Annotated in this window: 11 protein-coding genes and 2 pseudogenes; 3 read left to right on the top strand and 10 right to left on the bottom strand. The window is 70.5% G+C overall.

Features of this window, described 5'->3' with window-relative positions; genetic code table 11:
* Positions 1–46: 46 nt before the first annotated feature.
* Positions 47–2,620, bottom strand: coding sequence for a carbohydrate binding family 9 domain-containing protein (locus IT359_10215; GenBank protein ID MCC6929351.1), 2,574 nt, complete (start codon positions 2,618–2,620; stop codon positions 47–49).
* 125 nt (positions 2,621–2,745) lie between these two features.
* Here IT359_10215 and IT359_10210 point away from each other — a divergent pair, with 125 nt between their 5' ends.
* Both IT359_10210 and IT359_10205 read left to right on the top strand, forming a co-directional pair.
* Positions 2,746–4,065 (top strand): aminotransferase class V-fold PLP-dependent enzyme, encoded by a 1,320-nt coding sequence (locus tag IT359_10210; GenBank protein ID MCC6929350.1) that lies wholly within the window; start codon positions 2,746–2,748, stop codon positions 4,063–4,065.
* A 71-nt stretch (positions 4,066–4,136) separates the two neighbouring features.
* Complete coding sequence (locus IT359_10205) at positions 4,137–5,309, top strand: NAD-dependent epimerase/dehydratase family protein (protein ID MCC6929349.1); 1,173 nt, start codon at positions 4,137–4,139, stop codon at positions 5,307–5,309.
* Between the two features lie 22 nt (positions 5,310–5,331).
* On the opposite strand, the gene IT359_10200 is transcribed toward IT359_10205, so the two are convergent.
* The 7 genes and pseudogenes from IT359_10200 to IT359_10170 all read right to left on the bottom strand — a co-directional run bounded on the left by IT359_10200 (position 5,332) and on the right by IT359_10170 (position 16,260).
* Positions 5,332–7,794, bottom strand: coding sequence for an ABC transporter permease (locus IT359_10200; protein MCC6929348.1), 2,463 nt, complete (start codon positions 7,792–7,794; stop codon positions 5,332–5,334).
* 66 nt (positions 7,795–7,860) lie between these two features.
* Positions 7,861–9,885, bottom strand: a complete 2,025-nt coding sequence (locus IT359_10195) for a DUF2961 domain-containing protein (GenBank protein MCC6929347.1) — start codon at positions 9,883–9,885, stop codon at positions 7,861–7,863.
* A gap of 48 nt (positions 9,886–9,933) precedes the next feature.
* A complete protein-coding gene (locus tag IT359_10190; protein ID MCC6929346.1) occupies positions 9,934–10,680 on the bottom strand; it encodes an ankyrin repeat domain-containing protein in 747 nt (248 codons plus the stop codon).
* Positions 10,681–10,729: 49 nt separating this feature from the next.
* The gene (locus IT359_10185) at positions 10,730–11,530 is read right to left on the bottom strand and encodes a hypothetical protein (protein ID MCC6929345.1); all 801 of its coding nucleotides are present in this window, start codon (positions 11,528–11,530) and stop codon (positions 10,730–10,732) included.
* A 94-nt stretch (positions 11,531–11,624) separates the two neighbouring features.
* Positions 11,625–13,436, bottom strand: coding sequence for an amidohydrolase family protein (locus IT359_10180; protein MCC6929344.1), 1,812 nt, complete (start codon positions 13,434–13,436; stop codon positions 11,625–11,627).
* A gap of 1,600 nt (positions 13,437–15,036) precedes the next feature.
* Positions 15,037–15,555: pseudogene (locus IT359_10175) on the bottom strand (PD40 domain-containing protein).
* 381 nt (positions 15,556–15,936) lie between these two features.
* Positions 15,937–16,260 (bottom strand): annotated as a pseudogene (locus IT359_10170) (PD40 domain-containing protein).
* A gap of 296 nt (positions 16,261–16,556) precedes the next feature.
* On the opposite strand from IT359_10170, the gene IT359_10165 reads away from it, so the two are divergent.
* On the top strand, positions 16,557–17,999 hold the full coding sequence (locus tag IT359_10165) for a sulfatase-like hydrolase/transferase (protein MCC6929343.1): 1,443 nt from the start codon (positions 16,557–16,559) through the stop codon (positions 17,997–17,999).
* Between the two features lie 59 nt (positions 18,000–18,058).
* Here the strand turns inward: IT359_10165 and IT359_10160 are convergent, their stop codons facing one another.
* Complete coding sequence (locus IT359_10160) at positions 18,059–18,580, bottom strand: hypothetical protein (protein MCC6929342.1); 522 nt, start codon at positions 18,578–18,580, stop codon at positions 18,059–18,061.
* 85 nt (positions 18,581–18,665) lie between these two features.
* On the bottom strand, positions 18,666–19,142 hold the full coding sequence (locus tag IT359_10155) for a hypothetical protein (protein ID MCC6929341.1): 477 nt from the start codon (positions 19,140–19,142) through the stop codon (positions 18,666–18,668).
* Between the last annotated feature and the right edge of the window lie 267 nt (positions 19,143–19,409).

The raw sequence follows: 19,409 nt of genomic DNA, 5'->3' as shown, positions 1-19,409 counted from the left end.
CGCCGAGTGGCGGCGCCGCGCGCCATGTGCGGGCGCGAACTTCTGGTCAGAGCGGGTTCACCCAGTAGTTGACTTTGACGACGACGATGTTGTCGGGGCGCGTGTGGAAGAGCGCGCTCCGGTCGCGCGCGAAGTCGAAGTCGCCCACCGAGGCAATGTCGCTTCGCCGCTGCTGCCAGGCCACGTAGAGCGTGGACCCGCGCGTCCACTCCCAGCGGAGCACGGCGTTGCCGCGCAGCGAGCGCAGGTTGAAGTCGAGCTCGGGGATCGTTCCGCTGTAGGGGATGAAGTCATACGTCTGCGGCGCCGCGAACTGGCGCGCATTCCCGTAGTCCTGGCTGGAGAGGAGTGGCTGCAGGTACGTCTCCAGCGACAGGCGCGGCGAGAAGGTGGCGTTGAAGCGCGTCTCCATTCCCAGTGACACCTGGTGCAGCGGCGCAAAGACATAACGGCGCCCGAAAGTGGCGGTGTACGTGGGGTCGGCGACCGAGGTGACGAACTGCGCCGGCGTGTACAGGCGCGACAGGACCGGCCCGGCCGACAGGTTCCAGCGCGACGACGTCTTGATCCCGACGCGCCCTCCCGCCGACCAGCTCCACCCACCGGACTCGTAGTCTTGCAGCTGCAACGTCGAGGTGAGGGTCACCGGCTTGCGCACGTCGGAACTCGCGTTGACCTGGTACACCACCCACGCCGGGCGCGTGGCCACGGGCCCCCCGCGCGTGAGGCGGTCGTCGATGGCGCGGAAGTAGCGCTGGACCTGCGCCGTGAGCGTCCAGTAGTTGGCCGTGGTGGTTTGCAGCTGCCCGGCGGCGGTGGTGAGGATGGGCTGCCAGGCGTAGTTGTGCTCGGAGCGGACCGAGGCAGTCAGCGCCCAGCGGCGCAGGTGCTCGCCCGGGACGTTCTGCAGGTACGTGACCGCCCCCTGCACGTCGCGCCGGTCGGTGCGCACGGCGAAGCCCAGGTCGTTGACCTCGTACGTGGGGCTCGTGAGCGCGGCGCCGACCTGGCCGCGCCAGTGCATCCCCGCCTGGCGAAAGACGGCGAGGCTCATGGCGTATCCCAGCAGCGACGTCGCGCTGCTGTCGACCTCGAGGTGATCGGCGTCGGGGCGCTGGAAGAAGTGATTGGAGCGCCGCTGCGTGGCAGTGATCGCCCGCGCGTCGCCGGCCACACGGCTCAACTCGACGTCGCCAAGGGCGAGCCAGCTCCGCCGCCCCCACTCGTGCCGGAAGTCGATCCCGCCGGCCAAGGCCGAGCGGTGCAGCGACGCCTGCAACGCGTCGGTGGAGAGGTCGCGCTGCACGCTGGTGACGACGCCCCCCACGAAGCTTTGCCCCTGACGGAACTCCCGGCGCGCCCGCCCCACCACGTAGTTCGCCATCGGCTCGACCTCGAACGCATCGTCGGTCCCGTCGGGGCGACGATAGCGCGCCGTCTCGCGCGCCGTTACCGCTTCCAGCAGCCCCACCGACCATCCCCCCACCTGCCCCGACAGCTTCGCCGAGCCAAGAATCGTCGTCGCTTCCGGGACGTCGCTGGCCGCGGTCGGCGGCTGCAACGACGGCGCGCGCCCGATGCGGCGCGAGTAGAAGAGCTGCCCGCCGCTGATGCTGTTGGCGCCAAAGGCAAAGACGTCGCTCCCCTCGATGAAGAGCGGGCGCTTCTCCTCGAAGAACGTCTCGTATACGCCGAGGTTCACGATGGCAGGGTCGACCTCGACCTGCCCGAAGTCGGGGTTGATGGCCGCGTTGAGCGTGAGGTTGGACGTCGCGCGCAGCACCATGTCGAGCCCGGCCGAGGTGCCGAAGTCGGGGTTGTGCTTGAACGGGTCGGCGCCGGGATCGACGTACGAGCCGCGCTCCACGACATACGGAAGGAGTTCGATGCGCTTGCCCGGGCGCAGGTCGCGCAGCCCGTCGAGCAGCCCGTACTTCGGCACGCCCCCCACCTCCGACTTGGGCATCGGCGTGGACGTGGCATACTCGTGGCGACGCCCGATCACGCGCTCGAACTGGATCCCCCACACCTGCACGGGAGCCCCGGAGAAGCGCAGCTGCGAGAAGGGGATGCGGTACTCGGCCGTCCACCCCTGGCGATCGATCGACGTCGCGACGTCCCACACCGGGTCCCACGAGTTGTCGTCGGTGTTGATGATCTTGACCTCGTCGCGCCTAACGCCAAGCGGGTTCACGTCGAAGCCGAAGGCGGTACGGCGGTCGTGGTACGAGTCGATCATCACGCCGAACCAGTCGGAATCGCCGAGGTCCATGTCGCGGCGCCCGAGCCGCCCGGTGATCGCCCCCGTGTCGAAGAGGCGGACGCCCACGTAGAGGTACGTGTCGTCATACAGGACGCGGACCTCGGTGCGTTGCGACGCCGGCGCCCCTTCCTCGGGATCGACCTGTGTGAACGAGGTGGTGGGCTCGGCCGCGTCCCACGCCGGCTCGTCGAGATGCCCGTCGAGCTGGATGGTGGCCGTGGTGCGCGCCGCGTGCGACACGGGAAGCGTGCGCGTCGAATCGGCGGCCGGCGCCTGACGAGCCAACGGGCGGCCGCCCTGCCCGAGAGCCACGAGCGGATATGAGAGAACGAGTGCGAGCGACAGCATGATGCGCATCGACGCGAACTTAGTCGGTGAGAGTTGTCGAGGCGAGCGCTCGCCACCGGCCGCAACGCGCGACATGTTCATGCCGCACCGCCAACACCTTCAACGAACGTCCCGTCCCCGCACGCAGGACCCTCATGACCGACCAGCTTCCGCGCCGCGACTTCCTCACGCGTCTGGCCGCCACGTCGTTCGCGGCCGGCTTCGCCCCGCCGCTCACCGCCGCGGCGCTGCCATCACTGGAGGGACTGGTGTCCGCCCCCGCGGGTGGGCGCTTCACCCTCCCCGCCAGCGACGACGACGCCGCGGTCTTTGCCGCCGCGCGCAAGCGATTTCTCTTTCCCACCAGCGTCACCTACTGCAACACCGGGACGTTAGGCGCCATCCCCAAGGACGTGATGGACGTGGTGGTGCAGGGGCTGCAGCAGCTGGAGCACGACCTGCCGGACTGGCCCTACTTCCAGGCGGACGGCGAGCCGCTGACCGGCTACCAGCAATTGGCCGAGTATCGCGCCGAGGCTGGGGCGTTCATCAATGCGCCTGTCGAGGAGGTCGCATTTACGCAGAACGCGACGATGGGGATGAGCTTCCTCGCCAACGGCTGCGACCTTGCGGCTGGCGATGAGGTGCTCACGACGGACCAGGAGCATAGCGGGGGGATCGGCGGCTTTCGGCTGCGGGCCAAGCGACACGGTGTGGTGGTGAAGGAGTTGCCGCTGGCGAGTGCGCTGGAGCAGGGTCCCGACGGGATCGTGAAGCTCTTTGCCGACGCCATCACGCCGCGCACGAAGGTGATCATGTTCTCGCACATCACCTCGGGGCGCGGGGTGGTGATGCCGGCGCGCTCACTCTGCGACCTCGCGCACCAGCACGGCGCGCTCGCCCTCGTGGACGGGGCGCAGGCGGTGGGGCAGATCCGCGTCGACGTCAAGGCGCTCGACTGCGACGCGTACGCCGCCTCGCCGCACAAGTGGCTGCTCGCCCCCAAGGGAACTGGTGTGCTCTACATCAAGCGCGCGGTGCAGCCGCGCCTGTGGAACACGCTGGCCTCCGGCGAGATCGACGACAGCAGCAAGGGAGCGTTCCGCTTCATGCAGTACGGCACGGGGAGCCCGGCGGTGATCTGGGGGCTGCGCGCCGCCCTTCGGTTTGCCAACACGCTCGGCATCGACCGCATTGCCCGATGGGACGCGATGCTCACCCAGCGGCTGCGCGACGGACTGGCGACGATGCCGCACGTGAAGATGGTCTCGCCCAGCGACGCGCGCCTCGCCGCCGGTATCACCACCTTCGGCATCGGGGGAAGGAACGGCCGCGAGCTGCAAGACGCGCTCTGGGCGCGGAAGATCCGCGTCCGTTCGCAGGGCGACCCCGGCGTGCGCCTTTCGGCGCACTACTACGTGAGCCCCGCCGACATCGATCGCGTCCTCGAGGTCGTAGCCGGGCTGAAGGCGTGAGGTTGCCGCTCACGGCTTTGCCAGGTGACGACCACGCGAATCTCCCGAAGAATCCCCCCACGCATTCCCCCATGACCGACACACGCCGCGACTTCATCCGCTCCACCGCCCTGGCCGGCGCTGCCCTCGCCCTGCGCCCCGCCACTACGCTGGCCTCGGTGCCTAACGGTCACGACCTCACGGCACCCGCGCGCGCCCCCTCCACCACACCACGACCGGGCGCCGCCAAGAAGCTCCTCATCCTCGGCGGGACCGGCTTCATTGGCCCGCACACCGTGAAGTACGCCCTCGAGCGCGGGCACCAGGTCACCATCCTCACACGCGGGCGCAGCAGCACCAAGGTGGAAGGGGTCGAGCACATCATCGCCGATCGCGAGGGCGACCTGGCCGCGCTTTCCGGACGACGATGGGATGCGGTGCTCGACAACAACGCGCGCGACTACCGCTGGGTGCAACGGAGCACGCGAGCGCTCAAGGACTCGACAGACTACTACCTCTTCGTCTCCTCCATCTCGGCGTACAAGACGCCCGCGTTTTCCTACGCATCCGCCAGCGACGTGCGTACCACGCCGGTGCTGGAGAATGCCGAGCGCTTTGCCGCGACCGCCGATTTCAAGGATGGGCAGGAGGTGCCTTACGGGCTCACCAAGGCGCTCTCCGAGAACATCGTGAACGCCGCGTTCCCAGGGCACGCGGCAATCGTTCGCCCTGGACTCATCGTGGGACCCACCGACCCCACCGACCGCTGGACCTACTGGCCCGTGCGCATCGACGAAGGGGGCGAGGTGCTGGCGCCAGGCAACCCCGAGCACTCGTCGCAAGTCATCGACCAGCGCGACCTCACGGAGTTCATTGTGCGGCTGGCGGAGGGGGGCGTGACGGGCGCGTTCAACGCCACCGGCCCCGCGACACGACTGACGTTCGCCGAGATGCTTGCCGGGTGCCGCGCCGCGACGTCGGCGGCGGTCTCGTTCACCTGGGTCCCCGAGTCATTCCTCGCCGAGCAGAAGCTCGGAATCTGGAGCGACATCCCGGCGTGGGCGCCTGGCGACCCGATCATGTACGTGAGTGTGGCGCGCGCGGTGGCGGCCGGGCTCACCTATCGCCCGCTGGCGGTGACGGCGATGGACACCATCGCGTGGGACAAGGGGCGCCCTGCGGCCGAGCGCGAGAAGCGGCAGGCCGGGATGCCGCGCTCGCGGGAGCGCGAGGTCCTCGCGGCGTGGAAGGCGAGACGCCGCTAAGCGTTGGAAACCGGGAAGTGCGTCATCGCTTCCCGTCGATCGCCGAGCGCAGCGCATCGGCAGGCGCAATGCGCAGCGCCCGGCGGAGCGGGATGGCGGCCGCCACCCCCGAGGCGAGCAGCAGCGCGCCCCCTACCGCGGCGTAGCTGACCGGGTCGGTGGGCGGCACGTCGTGCAGGAGCGAGGAGAGGAGCGGGGTGGTGAGGCGCGCGGCCAGCGCGCCGATGACGAGGCCAAGCAGGACGAGCCAGGCGAGCCCTCCCAGCACCAGGCGCACGATGTCCCACGTCGAGGCGCCGATCGCGGCGCGTATTCCGATCTCGCGCGTGCGTCGTCCCACCACGTAGGTCAGGACACCGTACACCCCAACGATCGCCAGCAGGAGGCCGACGGCGGCAACGGCCAGCGCCTGTGACGCGTTGGCCCGCGCCCCGCCCACCTGGTCGTCGATGGTGTGCGCCGCCGGTTCCACCGAGAGCGGGCGGTCGGGGACGGCGCGCACGAGAATATCGCGCACCGGCGTCACCAGCGCCGCGGCATCGCCGCGCGCCATCACCACGAACGCGGGGTACGGGGTATGCGCCTGCAGCCACGGGCGATAGAGCTCCGGCCCCTGCTGCGCGAAGAGGAGCCCTGGGCTGGAGGCGCGACTGTCGGCCGCCACGCCGACCACCGTCAGCTGCACCGATAGCTGCGGCGCGGTGTCGATGCGCACCGTGCGACCGATGGGGTCGGTCCCCGGCCACCAGCGTCGCGCCGTCCATTCGCTCACGATGGCCACCGGCGCACCCCCCGCCACGTCGTGCGTGTCGAACGCGCGCCCGCGTCGCACCGCAATTCCGGTTGCGGCGAAGTAGTCGGGCCCCACTGCCGTCACGCTCGCCGGAACGAGCGCATCGGCCAGCGGGGCGCTCCCGCCATCGACGACGACCGCCGGTGCGCTCCCTGCTCCACGCAGCGGGACGCGGGCGCGCATGGCGACGGCGCGCGTCCCGGGAATCGCCGCCAGGTCGCGCACGATCGCCTCGGTGACCGGGAGGTACCTCTCGGGGACGCGCCAGGGATGGGGAAAGGAGGGCGAGGCGGTGATGACGTGCGCGGCGTCGAATCCCACGTCGACATCCGCCAGCCGCAACGCGGCGCGGGAGAGCAGCGCCCCGGCCGTGAGAAGAACGAAGGCCGCCGCCACCTGCGCCACCACGAAGATGCGCTGCGTCGTCGCCTGGCCGCCGCCCCCCAGCGCGCCATCGCGCAGCACCGCGCGCGGTTCGGTCGACAGCGCCACGCGCAACGGTGCCACGGCCAGCACCGCGCCCACGACGAGCGCCGCGACCACCGCGAACGCCACCGCTCTCGCGTCGAGCGCGAAGCTCATCCGCGTGGGACGCAGCGAGGCGAGCGCCGCCGCCTGCTGCAAGACTTCGAGCAACCACCCCGCCACCACCAGCCCCAGCACCGTCGACACCACCACCAGCACGGCGTGCTCGATCAGCAGGTGGCGCACCAATCGGCCGCGCCGCGCGCCGAGTGCGCTGCGCATCGCGAACTCGCGCTGCTGGTCGAGGGCACGTACCAGGGCAAGGTTGGCCAGGTTGGCGCAGGCGAGGAGCATGAGGCACCCCACCATTGCCGCGAAGATGGCGTCGTGCGACTGCGTCGCGGAGACGTAGCGCTCGCGCAGCGGTCGCGCCTCGAGCTGCATCGCCACGCGCGTCCCGCCGCTCGTCGCCAGCGGCAATTCGACCGCCGCAAGCTCGGCGCGCGCCTCGGCGATCGTGCGCCCAGGGGCCAGCCGCGCAAGGACGGTGAGCGAGCGAATCGACGGGCGCGTGCTGGGGTCGAGCGTGGGGACGGCGGGGAGCCAGAACTTCGATCCCGACTCGAAGTCGAAGCCCGGCGGCATCACGCCAACGACCGTGTACTGCGAGTCGCTGAGCTTCACCACCTTTCCGATGATGGCCGGATCGGCGCCGAGAAAGGTGGCCCACATGTCGTGGCTCAGCACGGTGACCAGCGGGACCCCGAGCTGGTCATCGGCGGCGGTGAGCGCGCGGCCGAGCTGCGGCACGGCGCCCATCAGCGCGAAGACGTTAGGCGAGATCACGCCCCCCGAGACGGGGACCGGTGCGCCGCCCGCCATGTAGACCTTGCCACCGCTGGTGAAGCCGGCCAGGGCCTCGATGGTCGAGAATGTCCGCGGCCGCAGCACCTGGCTGAACGTCGTGTACGATACATCGCAGCGAAGGGCGCAGTCGGGCGCACCCTTCCCCTGGCCGGCGGGAACCTCGGAGACGACGACGAGGCGCTCGGCCGCCGGGAATGGGAGCGCGCGCAGCCGGATGGCATCGAGGACGCCGAAGGCGGCCACGCTCCCGCCGATGCCTAACGCCAGCGACCCCACGACGGTGGCCACGTAGCCGGGGCGGCGCCGCAGGGCGCGGAGCGCCTGCCGCAAGTCAAAGGCAAAGGCGTCGAAGGGATGCATGTCCCAAGACTGCGGCGCGAAGGTGCGCCTCGCCAGTCTCCGCCCTGATCGGGGGCGTTGTCCGTGCTACCGCGGCACGCGTTCCAGCACCACCCGCACGAGGTCGAGCGCGGCGCGCCGTGAACCCGGCACCGAGGGCGTGATCCGCAGGTGCAAGACAGCGTCACCCGCCCCCAGCTCCAGCTCTCCCAGCGGCATGGGCGGCGCAACGCGCCGCGAGTCGGCGCGCGTGTCGACGGGCGAACCCGTGGGCTGGTCGTCGCGCAGCAGCTGCACCACCCCCTGCGCCGGCCCCGTCACCGGGATGATCGAGATGCGATAGCGCCCGGCAACGGCCACCGGGACACCGAGCGACAGGACGTGTCGCCCCAACTCCGGCGTGCTGTCGCCCACGAAGGAGAGGAAGCGCCCGACGCCCGTCTCCGATTCCTTGGAAATCCTGGCGAATCGCGTCGAGAAGAAGGTGATGCTCGACGACCAGCCGGCGTTGACGGTGATGCGGTCAGGTGCAACGCGCTGTCGCGAGGCCGCGGTCCACGGCGTCGAGCGCATGGTGAGCGGCGCCGTCGCGTAGAGGTACGTGACCGAGGCATAGTCGCCCGCGACCTCGTTGCGCACGGTCTCGCCGTGTTCGATCGTGAAGTCGATGCTGCGTGCCCAGGGATAGGCGTCGCCCAGGAAGAAGCGGTAGCCGCCAGTGCGCGCCAGCGCGTTGGAGTAGCCGAGTGCGCCGGAGAGCGGGAACGAGCGCCGCGCGTCCCATCGACCGGGAATGTCGTACCATCCGCCGTTGAACGAATCCTCGGACCCCGTCCCCTTCACGATCGTGTCGCCATCCACCACCACGCGGTCGTCGCCCTCGAAGAACGGCGTCCCGTCGGTCCCGATCCCTTGCACCTGCAGCGTCACGCCGACCACGTGCCCGCGCCCCTCGCTCCGCAGGAAGGTGAAGGGGCGCGCGGGGGTGGTGGGGTTCTCGTGCCGCCAGATGGCATGGAAGCGCCCCTCGCCCGCGCGCCGTGCCACGTCGCTCGTGAACACCTCGGCAAAGACGGTGCGCGGTGTGGCGTTAGGCGCCTGCACCAGCTCGATGCGTGCCGCGCGGTCGTACGGCATGGGGAACCAGAGGTAGGCGGTGTCGCGCACCGTGCCGGCGAGGAGTCCGGCCATCGCCGGCCTCCCCCACGCCCCGCCAAACAGGTCCTCCACCGGCGCCTCGATGGCGGGGGTGCTGGCGCCATCCCAGGTCACGCGCACCAGCGTCGCGCGGTCGTCGCCCATGAGCGCGGCGGCCGGCGCCAGGCGCAGGCCGACGATGCGCCCGCCGCGCGTGCCCTCGAAGACCGTCGTCGCGCGCCCCGGTTGCAACGTGCGCGTCGCCAGGTGCCGCGTGACCACGCTCCCCGGCGGGGCCACGCGGCGGCTGAGGTTCGTGCCGACAGCCGCAACGTTCCCCGCGGCAGCTACCAGCCCCGCCGACACGGTATCGCGAGGGGTCCAGCTCTCGATGGTCGAACCCGCCGGGTACGCAGCCCAGTTGATCTGGTGGAATTGCACCCGCGCCCCGCGCACGATCACCTTGAGCGAGCGGGCGTATGCAATCGGGACATAGCTGTAGTAGCCGCCAGCTCCAAAGCCCACCAGCGGCTCGCGAAACGGAGGAGCCCCGTCCACGAAGAGGCGACGGAAGGGGACCACCAGGCGAGGGGTCGGCTCGCCGTCGAAGTAGAACTCGACCGGGTCGTCCGTGGGCGTGGGCGTCCAGATGCGCGTCACGACTCCCGGACCGGTAAGGTCGGCGATCACGAACCCATCCCCCTCGCGGCGCAGGAACGAGTGCTTCCCGCTGAAGCCGTCGTCGTTCTCGCCCGACGGGTCGGCGCTGGAGAAGGCCCCCACGCGTGCCGCCGTGCGCGGAAGGGCCAGTTCGTCCAGGCGCGTGAGGGCACGCACCCCAATCCCCACCGCCTCAGCGCCGACACTGGCCCGCTGCGCCGCGAGCGGTATCGCGATGCAAACGAGCAACGGCGCGGCCAGCGACACCAGGGGGCGCCGGATGCCTAACGGGAACGAGCGCGGTGCACAAAGCATGGCGGTGCGTGCGTGGTGGGTGTGGGGGATGTCGACCGGTTCGCGGAGCTACAAATCCGCTGCGCGGCGCGCCCCGTGCGCGCGCAACCAGTCGATGAGCGCCGGATCATCGGCATCGTACGCCGCGTCGAGCGGCGTCTTGTGATCATGTCCGAGCCAGTTCACGTCGGCTCCGCGCGTCACCAGGTACTCCACGACTTCCCGTGCGCCGCCGCGACAGGCATGCCACAGCGCGTTGGTGCAGTCGCGCGCCGATGGCGGATCGTTGCCCTCGCAAGCCGCGCGCACGCGATCGAGCAGCGCGAGGTAGGCGGCCTGCCACAGCGTGGTGCGCGCCCCGCGTGCGAGCAACGCACGGGCCGATCGCCGCTGCGCGAAAACGACCGCGTCCGACATCGCCGTGCCGCCCGTCAGGATCGCCCCCGGCGCCTCGAGGTCGGCGCCTGCATCGAGGAGCGCCTCGAGTACGGCAACATCGCCGCTGCTAGCGGCCCAATGCAGCGGCGTCTCGGCAGCCATGGTGTCCGTCGGATGCGTGACCGCCGCGTTCACGTCGGCGCCGGCAGCGGCCAGCAATTCCACCAACGCTCCACCGCGCGCGAGATGCCCGGGCCAGTCGGCCACCACGTGCAGGAGCGATCGCGCCACGCCATGCATATCCACAATGCGCATCGTTGCCAGTTCCGGGCGCTCGTCGAGCCGCTCACGTAGCGTCTCCACCGCGCTTTCCCGAATCAGGCCGCAGATGCCGACCGCGACCACGTCATCGTGAGATACCCGCAACATTCGCTGCATGAAATGGGGACTATTGGGAACAACGCGCGCGCTTCCAACGACCACCCAACTACGTCAGCTGTTGCTTCATCGTGCGATCGCAATCGGGACACATCCCGTGTGTCAGGGTGTGATCGCCGCGCCGAGCGATGTAGCGATCGGGTGTCACCCATCCTTCCGCGTCGTCATGCACGCGCCGGCACCAGGCGCACACCGCAAGCATGGTGCGAAGCGTCCGCAGCTCGTGCTCCATTCGGCGCAACGCCACGCGATGCAGCGAGAGGAGCCCCGCCACGCTCAGGACAAACATCGCGTAGTCGATGATGGCGACGACCGAGACGCCATGGACCTTTGTGTCGGCGTGGTCGAAGTGCGCCGTCCACCCCAGGCGATTGGCGATCAGGATGAAGGCGGCGAGCACCAGGGCGAGGGCAGTGCCACCCCAGAGCGCCCGCATGGGCCGCTCGTCCTGGCGTTCGTTCTGCGGCGCATCGGCCAGAAGGAGCGCGATGAGCGGGAGGAGCGTGAGCCACTTGAGCGTACTCGGATCGAACTCGACGGTCTGCAGACTCTGCACCGTCAGAAAGCCCCCCACCAGGACCAGCGACGCCCTCCGCAACGTCGTCAGCCGACCGCCGGCGCGCGTCGCCACGAGCAACGCGGCACACCCGATGCCGAAGAGCACGATGACGGTGGGCGGAAAGTTGGTGTAGAAGGCGACGGTGACGAGCGCCGAGATCAAGGCGACGGCGAGCCCCAGCAACGCACCGCCGGCGAGCACCCGCAGCTGCAGCGCCTCGTGCGGCGAGAGCGGGCGCGGTGGGGTGAAGTAGTTGAACGCAGCGTGCAGCCGTACCGTCATGTTCGACATGAAGTCCGTTGCGTCGGTTCGTGGTTAGTCGAGAAGTAACACGTTGCAGCTCCTGCCCGTTCCTCCAGCACGCCGGGACGCTCGCGATCGTCGCTCACCGCCGACGCAGGAACTCCCCGGGGGTCGCTCCCGTCATCACTCCATCCTGCAGCACGATCACGCCATTCACCACCACCGCGTGGATCCCCGTGGGGTCATGGTGCGGATCGGTGTACGACCCGGCATCGCCGACCGTTTTCGGGTCGAGGAGCACCAGGTCCGCCCGCATCCCCGGGGCAATGCGCCCGCGATCCGCCACCCCCCACCAGTCGGCCGCCTGCGCCGTCATCTTGTGCACCGCCCCCTCGAGGGTGAGGACGCGCCGCTCGCGCACGTAGCGCCCCAGCACGCGCGGGAACGATCCGATGCTGCGCGGGTGCGGAACGCCGAGGCCGCGCGCCGTGAGGTCGCCGTCGCTCTCGAACATCGACAGCGGGTGGCGCATCACGCGCTCCACGTCTCCCTCGTCCATGCCGTGGAAGATCCCGATGAACCCTCCCGCCAGTTGCAACCGGATGAGCGCATCCACGGCCCCGGCGACGGTGACTGGCTCGCCACGCCCCCGCAGGTACTCGGCGAGCGTCTTTCCCTGCAGCGTGGTATCGCCCGGCACCTCGCGGAACTGGATGCTCTCCGGGCCGCGCCCCGCCTGCTCGGTGAAGCGCGGGATCATCTCGGCCACGAGCCGTGCGCGCGTCGTGGCATCGGCCACCCGCGCGGCGAACGCCGACGCGCCGTCGGCCAGCACCCAGGGCGGGAACATGATGTCGGAGTAGGTGCTGAAGGCGGTGTACGGATAGAGGTCGTGCGCCACGCGCTGTCCGGCGCGCACGGCGGCGTCGATGTGCGCGAGTGATTCGCGCGTCCGGCCAAACTGCGCCGCTCCCGTCACCTTGTGATGGTTGATGAGGACGCGCAGGCCGGCGCGCTTCCCGATCGCGATCGCCTCGTCCACCGATGCGAGCAGCTGCACCCCCTCGTCACGCATGTGCGTCACGTAGCCGCCGCCGTACGACGCCGCGACACTGGCCAGCGCCACCAGCTCGTCGGTCGTGGCGTAGGTGGCCGGGACGTACTCGAGCCCCGTCGCCAGCCCGAAGGCCCCGCCCCGCATCGTGGAGTCGACGAGCGCCTGCATGTGCGCCAGCTCGCCAGGCGTGGGGGGCCGGTCCGCCAGTCCCATCACGCGCTTGCGAATCCAGGTGTGTCCCGCGAACAGGCCCACGTTAGGCGCCATGTGCACGCGCCCCACGTACGCGTCCATGGGCCAGGGCTGCTCCTGCGAGTGCAGCGACGCCATGATCGTCGTAATCCCCTGCCGCACGAAGTTCTCGGCCAGGGGGTGCTGCTCGAGGGTGACCATGTGCGCGTGGTTGTCGATGAAGCCAGGCGCCACCACCAGAGCACGCGCGTCGATCGTGCGCGCCCCGTTGGGCGCGATCGCTGGTGCCACCTTCACGATCTCAGTCCCGGCGACCGCCACGTCGGCGCGGTAGCGCGCCGCACCCGTGCCATCGACCACCGTCCCGCCGCGAATGACGAGGTCGTACGGGACCGGCGCTGCCTGACGAGCCTCCCCCCCGATGCCCCCCACACGCCACCACATGGACGGTGCCGGGCGTGCCGCGGGCCAGACCGTGGCCAGCGTTGCCGCGTCGTACAGCGTCCCGTTCTGCATCACCCAGCGCACCGAGGCGCTGTTGCGGATGTCGGCGAGCGGGTTGCGGTCGAGGATCACCACGTCGGCGAGCTTTCCCGGTTCGAGCGACCCCAGGGCACCCTCCAGCCCCAGCGCGCGCGCGCCGTTGATCGTTGCCACACGCAGCACCTCGTGCGGTGTCATCCCGCCGGCCGCCAGGAGGCGCATCTCCCAGTGTACCTGGAGCCCCTGCATCTCGCCGTGGCCGCCTAACGCCACCAGCCCGCCGGCGCGCAGCACGCTGGTCGCCCCAGCCGCCGTCTCGCGATCGTTGTAGTCCTCGTCGGCAAAGGCCAGCAACCGCGTGGCCGTGCGCGTGTACAGCTCGTCCGGCGGGAAGAAGTGCTGCAGGCGAGGATCGCGATACGGGCGCTCGTCGTGCAACAGGCGGAAGATCGGGAGCGCGCCGCCGAACGACACCAGCAAGGTCGGCGTGTAGGCAATCCCGCTTTGTGCCAGCAACTGCGTCGCGGTACAGCGGTGCCGTGGGGAGCGCGTGCTCGTTCCCGGCAAAGCCGTCCAGCGCATGCGTCAGGTCCATCCTGGTGTCGGCGCCCCCCTCGGTGGTGGGGAGCATCCCCAGCTCGCGGCTCGCCTGCACCACCCATTGCCGCTGCGCGCGGTTCCCCACCATGTACGACTTGAGGTAGCGCGTCCCGTAGTCGTCGCGATAGCGCCGCAGCTCCTCCCGCGTTTCCGCCAGCGACTGGAAGTTGCGCTCGGCGAACAGTCCCGGGCCGGCGGAAAGGATCCGCGGGCTGGGCATTGCCCCCGTCTCGGCCAGGTCGGCATAGGCAAAGATGTCGGCCGTCGTTTGGGGATCGCGGATCGTCGTCACACCGTACGCCAGGTTGGCCAGCACCGACGGCGCCTCCGGCTCCAGCAGCTCGTGTCGCAGCTGCCAGTGCGCGTGCACGTCGACATACCCGGGGACGATCGTCTTTCCCGTGACGTCCACGATGCGTGCAGCTGGCGGGATCGCGACCGTCCCGCGCTTCCCCACCGCGACGATCCGGTTGTCGGTCACGACGAGGTCGGCGTTCGTCACCACCTGGTCGCCCTTCATCGTGATCGCGCGCGCCCCCCGCAGCACCACCGTCCCTGTCGCGCGTGCGCGAGGGACGGCGACCTCGAGCGTCACGTCGCGCGGCGCGGTGCCGTCGGCGCCGGCCCGGAACCAGCGCCGCCCCTCGAACCAATGCACCGCCCCGTCGCTCCCCCACGCGAATCCTGCCGGCGCGCGGCGCGACAGCTCTCGCGCGCTCGCCGGTGCCAGCGCTGGGGGCGCGCCAACGTCGGGAAGGGGATACACGGCGAGGCGGTCACCCTGCAGGACGAGGACCGCGCGAGCGTCGGGCGACACGCGGTAGTCGGCGGCGAGCGGGAAGCCGCCCGGGCCCGGCATCGACGGTAGCTGCGCCGCCACGCGGCGCCCCGTGCCGTCGAGCGGGAGGCGGACAAGGCCGTCAGGCGCAACGAGCCACACGCTCGCCGTGTCGCCGGCGAACTGCGGATGCCGCCCCCCACTCGCCTCCGCCACCACGCGCGGCGCGCCCCCGTCGCCGGGGATGCGAATCACCTCTCCCCCCACGGGAACCGGGACCGGCTGCGCGCGCGCCACGCCAAGCGGGGCGCGAATCGCCACCACGTCGCGACCATCGAGGGTCCACACCGGATCGATGTAGTAGCCCGGCATCGTGGTCAGTCGCTGCGGCACCCCACCCCCCGCCGCCACCTTCCACACCGCGCCCCCTGTCGAATCCCACGTCACGAAGGCGAGCCACCGCCCGTCGGGCGACCAGGCCGGCATGAACTCGCGCGGGTGCGCCGCCGGCGTCACCCGCCGCACCGTGCGCCCGTCGGCCGACGACACGTACAGCGCCGCCAGCGTGGAGAAGGCCAGCTCCCCGGCCGCGCTCACCGCCGGCTGCAACAGGATGCGCGACCGCACGGCACCGCTGTCCACGGCGACCGCCAGGCGCAGCGGCGCCGGCACCGTCATCGCCACATCGGCCTCGAACGGGATGACGTCATCGCGCCCCGAGGCCACGTCGAGTCGATGGATCTTCCCCCCGAACGCGGCCATCACCGCACGTCCGTCCGGCGTGAACGCCACGTTAGGCAGCACGTCGCGCGAGGCGCGCGCCTCCAGCTCGGAACGTTGCGTCGGCCAGGCCAGCCAGCGCTCCTCGCCCGACGCCAGGTCGCGCAGCCGCAACCCGGCGCGCCCGCGCGAGTCGGCACCATACAGGAGCCAGCGCCCATCCGGCGACGTGAGCGGCTTCATTGCCGTCGCCAGGTCCGTCGCCACGGGAGCGTCGCGCCCCGAGCCCAGGTCGCGCCTGACGAGTCGGCTCGACGCCCCGCTCCGGCTCCCATAGGGGCGCGGCGTCACGCTCGCATAGTACAGCCAGCGCCCGTCGCGCGTCGCGTGTGCCCCGTACACGCCTGGCGCCGGGCTCGACACGAGCGGCGACGGCGCACCCGCGCCGTTCGCCACCACGCGGCTCCCCTCGCCGGTGGTCGCATCGAATCGCCACAACTCCGCCACCCGAGCGTCGATCACCGTGGCGAAAATCGACCGGCCGTCGCTCGACCACTCCGGCGACAGCACCGTCGCGCGCGCAAGTCGCGTCAGCGCGCGTGCGCCACTGCCGTCGCCCGCCGCAACCCAGATGTTGTCGGAGCCGGAGCCATCGCTCACATAGGCCAGGCGATTCCCGTCAGGCGCAAACCGCGGTTGCGACTGAAATGCCGCGCCATCGGCCACGCGCCGTGCGCGCCCCCCGAGCGAGGGAATCGCCCACAGGTCGCCGAGCAACTCGAAGACGATCGTCCCACCATCGCGCGAGACGTCGAGTGAGATCCACGTCCCCTCGTTGGTGGTGAAGCGCACGTCGCGCGTGGGAACGTCCTGCGCGCGAGGCGCACCGTGCGGGACGGCCACGGCAAGGAGGACGAGCGAGAGGAGCTGGGTCGGGCGAGGAGGCATGCGGGGCGCTGTGGGGCGGACGAGTGCAGAGCGAGCGGAGCGGAGCGAGCGAACGCGGGCAGAGCGAGCGGAGCGAGCAGATGAAATCGGACGCGCGCGCGCCGACAGGCGCAGTACCCGCACGACGGCGCGCCGCGAACGGCTGCACGCTGCGGAAAAGAGAGCCGGGGCGCAACCGGCGAAGCGGTCGCCATGGCGGGGCGCAGCGCCGATGCGTCCGGGGTCGGCGCAACTGGCGTGACAACCCCCGTCATCGACGCTAAGCTTGCCGCGCCTCACCTCCCGAGCCCCCAACCATGCGCCTGCGCCCACCGCCGCTGCCGCCGCTGCCGCCGCTGCTGTCGCTCGCCACCTTGCTCGTCCCGCTCGTGGCGGTCACCCCCCTCGGTGCCCAGCGCGCCAGCCGGCAGCCGCAACGCCCCAACATCGTCCTCATCTTTCCCGACAACCTGGGGTGGGGCGAGGTCGGGGCCTACGGGAGCGTGCGCGGTGTCCCCACCCCGCATATCGACAGCATCGCCGCGCAGGGAGCTCGCCTCGACAACTTCAACGTGGAGTTCTCCTGCACCGTCTCGCGCGCCGCGCTCATGACGGGACGGTATGCGATTCGCACCGGCGCCACCCAGGGCGCCGGCTTCACGCTCTGGGAAGTCACGATCGCCGAGGCGCTCAAGGGACTCGGCTACGCCACCGCACTCTTCGGCAAGTGGCACCTGGGTGGGACCGACTGGGTACGCGGACGCACACCGGTCGACCAGGGCTTCGACGAATGGTACGGGATCCCCAATACCTCCAACGAAGCGCAGTGGATGCAGGCCCCCGAACTGCGCCCCGCGCCCAACGACTCGTCGTTCATCTGGGAGCAGAAGACGGGCGAGGCGCCGCGCCGCGTCTCGATCTTCGACACGCAGACCAGGCGCCTGGTCGATCGTGAGGCAGCGCGGCGCGGCGTTGCCTTCATCGAGAAGAACGCGCGCGCCGGGAAGCCGTTCTTCCTGTATTACCCCATGACGCAGATCCACTTCCCCACCCTGGCGCATCCCGACTTCGCGGGGAAGACCGGGGCCGGCGACATCGGCGACTCGATGGCCGACGTCGACTTCAACGTGGGGCTCATCACTGGCGCACTTCACCGCCTGGGGCTGGATCGCAACACGCTCCTCTTCTGGTGCACCGACAACGGCGCCGAGGGGCGGCGCCCGTGGCGCGGGACCTCGGGGCCATGGCGCGGCTTCTACAACACGGTGATGGAAGGCGGCGTGCGCACGCCATGCGTGGTGCGCTGGGTGGGGCGCATCCCGCGTGGACAAACGCTGGATGGCATCATCCACGAACTCGACCTCTTTCCGACCATCGCCGCCGCGGTGGGCGGCGCCATCGTCCCCACCGACCGCCCGTTCGATGGCATCAACCAGCTGGCGTACCTCACGCGACAGCAACCGCGCTCCGCGCGCGAGTCGGTCCTCATGTTCACCGGCAACCAGGTGCGCGCGGTGAAGTGGCACGACTGGAAGTTCCACTACGCCTTCCAGCCCGAGCCGCGCGTCACCGAGCCGCCGCTGATGCGCCTGTTCAATCTGCGCTCCGACCCGCGCGAGGAGACCGACATCAAGGACGTGAACCCGTGGGCCATCGCGCGCTTCGACTCGCTGGTCGGGATCTTTGACGAGAGCGTCCAGCGCTTCCCCAACGTCCCCATCGGCGCGCGCGACCCGTACCAGCCGCCAGCACGGAAGTAGCAACAGAGCGCCGCGCCGTACGCCCGCATGGTACGCCGGCGCCTGACGCACGCGCCCCGTCAGCGCCTGGCGTAGCTGGTGCGCACCACGTTCGCCCCGCGAAAGCCGGGACGCGTGGTCTCCACGACCAGGTGCCCGCTCGCGTCAAGCGACAGCACCTGCTGCACCTGGGTTGGGGTGGACGACACGTCGGCCGGCGCCGGATGCAGCGTGGTGATCACGAGTTCGCTCCCGCGCCACGTGGCCCGCGCGCGCTGGAGGGACTCGGCGTGCCCCACGATCACGCGGTTGCGCGTCTCGCTCCCGTCAAGTGCAAAGGCAAGGCGCTGCCGCGGCTGCAAGTCGTAGGTGGAGAACTGCACGTACTCGACAACCAGCGAGTCGTGCGTCTGCCGGATCGTGATCGGCGCCCCCCAGCCGCTCCCCATGTCGCCGGTCCGGAAGGCGGCGTCGCCCGTGGCAGCAACGGTGGGCCTGGCGGGGGCGCTATCCACGCGCACCCACTCGCCGGCAAAGCTGGGGGGCGACTGCGCACCGGCCGTGACGGCGCAAATGCAGATGAGGGCGAGGGTGCAGCGCATGGTTGGTCCAGGAATCGAGCGCGATGCAGCGCGCTCCGGAATCATGCGGCACCAGGCACGCCCTGCGCCAGAGCGCACCGCCGGCTCACAGCAGGTGGCGCAACTCCGCGAGGTCGGCGACGCGTCCCATGCGCGTCTTGTAGGCGATGAGGTCGCGCAGTGGGATGGCCCAGATCGAGAAATCGCTCCAGTCGTGGAGTTCGCGCCGGCTCGGGTCGGCGTCGAGGGCGACCCATGCGCCGTCCTCCTGCACATAGGCATCCTCCAACTGCGCGATGTCGACGCTCACCCCCTCGATGATCGCATTCGCCAGGACCACCCGGCATTCGCCATCCTCGTATGGCCGCGGCGCCGTCTCGACAAAATCGCCCACCGCCGAGAGCACGAGCGGCCAATCGTCCTTGCGGACGTCCACGTCGATGTCGTGCAACGGCCAACGCGATCCGTGGACATTCCCCGCCAATCCTCCGGTCGCGCGATACCAGACGCCTGCGTCGTCGAGGCAGGCCAGCAGGATCGAGAGGGCGTCGTGTTGCGACTGTGAGAGCGCAGGCGAGCGCATGATGGGAGGGCTACGCGGAGAGGTGAGTCGCGCGGGACTGCAGCGCGGCGGTCGGTCGGGGGGCGTCAGGCGCGTCTGCGCTCAGGACGAACCCGATGGGCACACGAGTGAGACACGCCCATCGCACTCAGGGAGGGCGACACCTCCTCGCGATCACCGCGGGCGACACCCAAATCGTGCGTGGCGTTTCGCTCGGGTTGCACCTGGACCGTATCACCACTCCACACCTCCCCCCTCAGCGTAAGCCCTCCCGAATTGCGGCTGCAA

This window comes from Gemmatimonadaceae bacterium, assembly GCA_020852815.1.
Taxonomy (GTDB): Bacteria; Gemmatimonadota; Gemmatimonadetes; order Gemmatimonadales; family Gemmatimonadaceae; genus SCN-70-22.
Note: the sequence above shows the minus strand (reverse complement) of the source record. Positions and strands in the feature narration are given on the sequence as shown.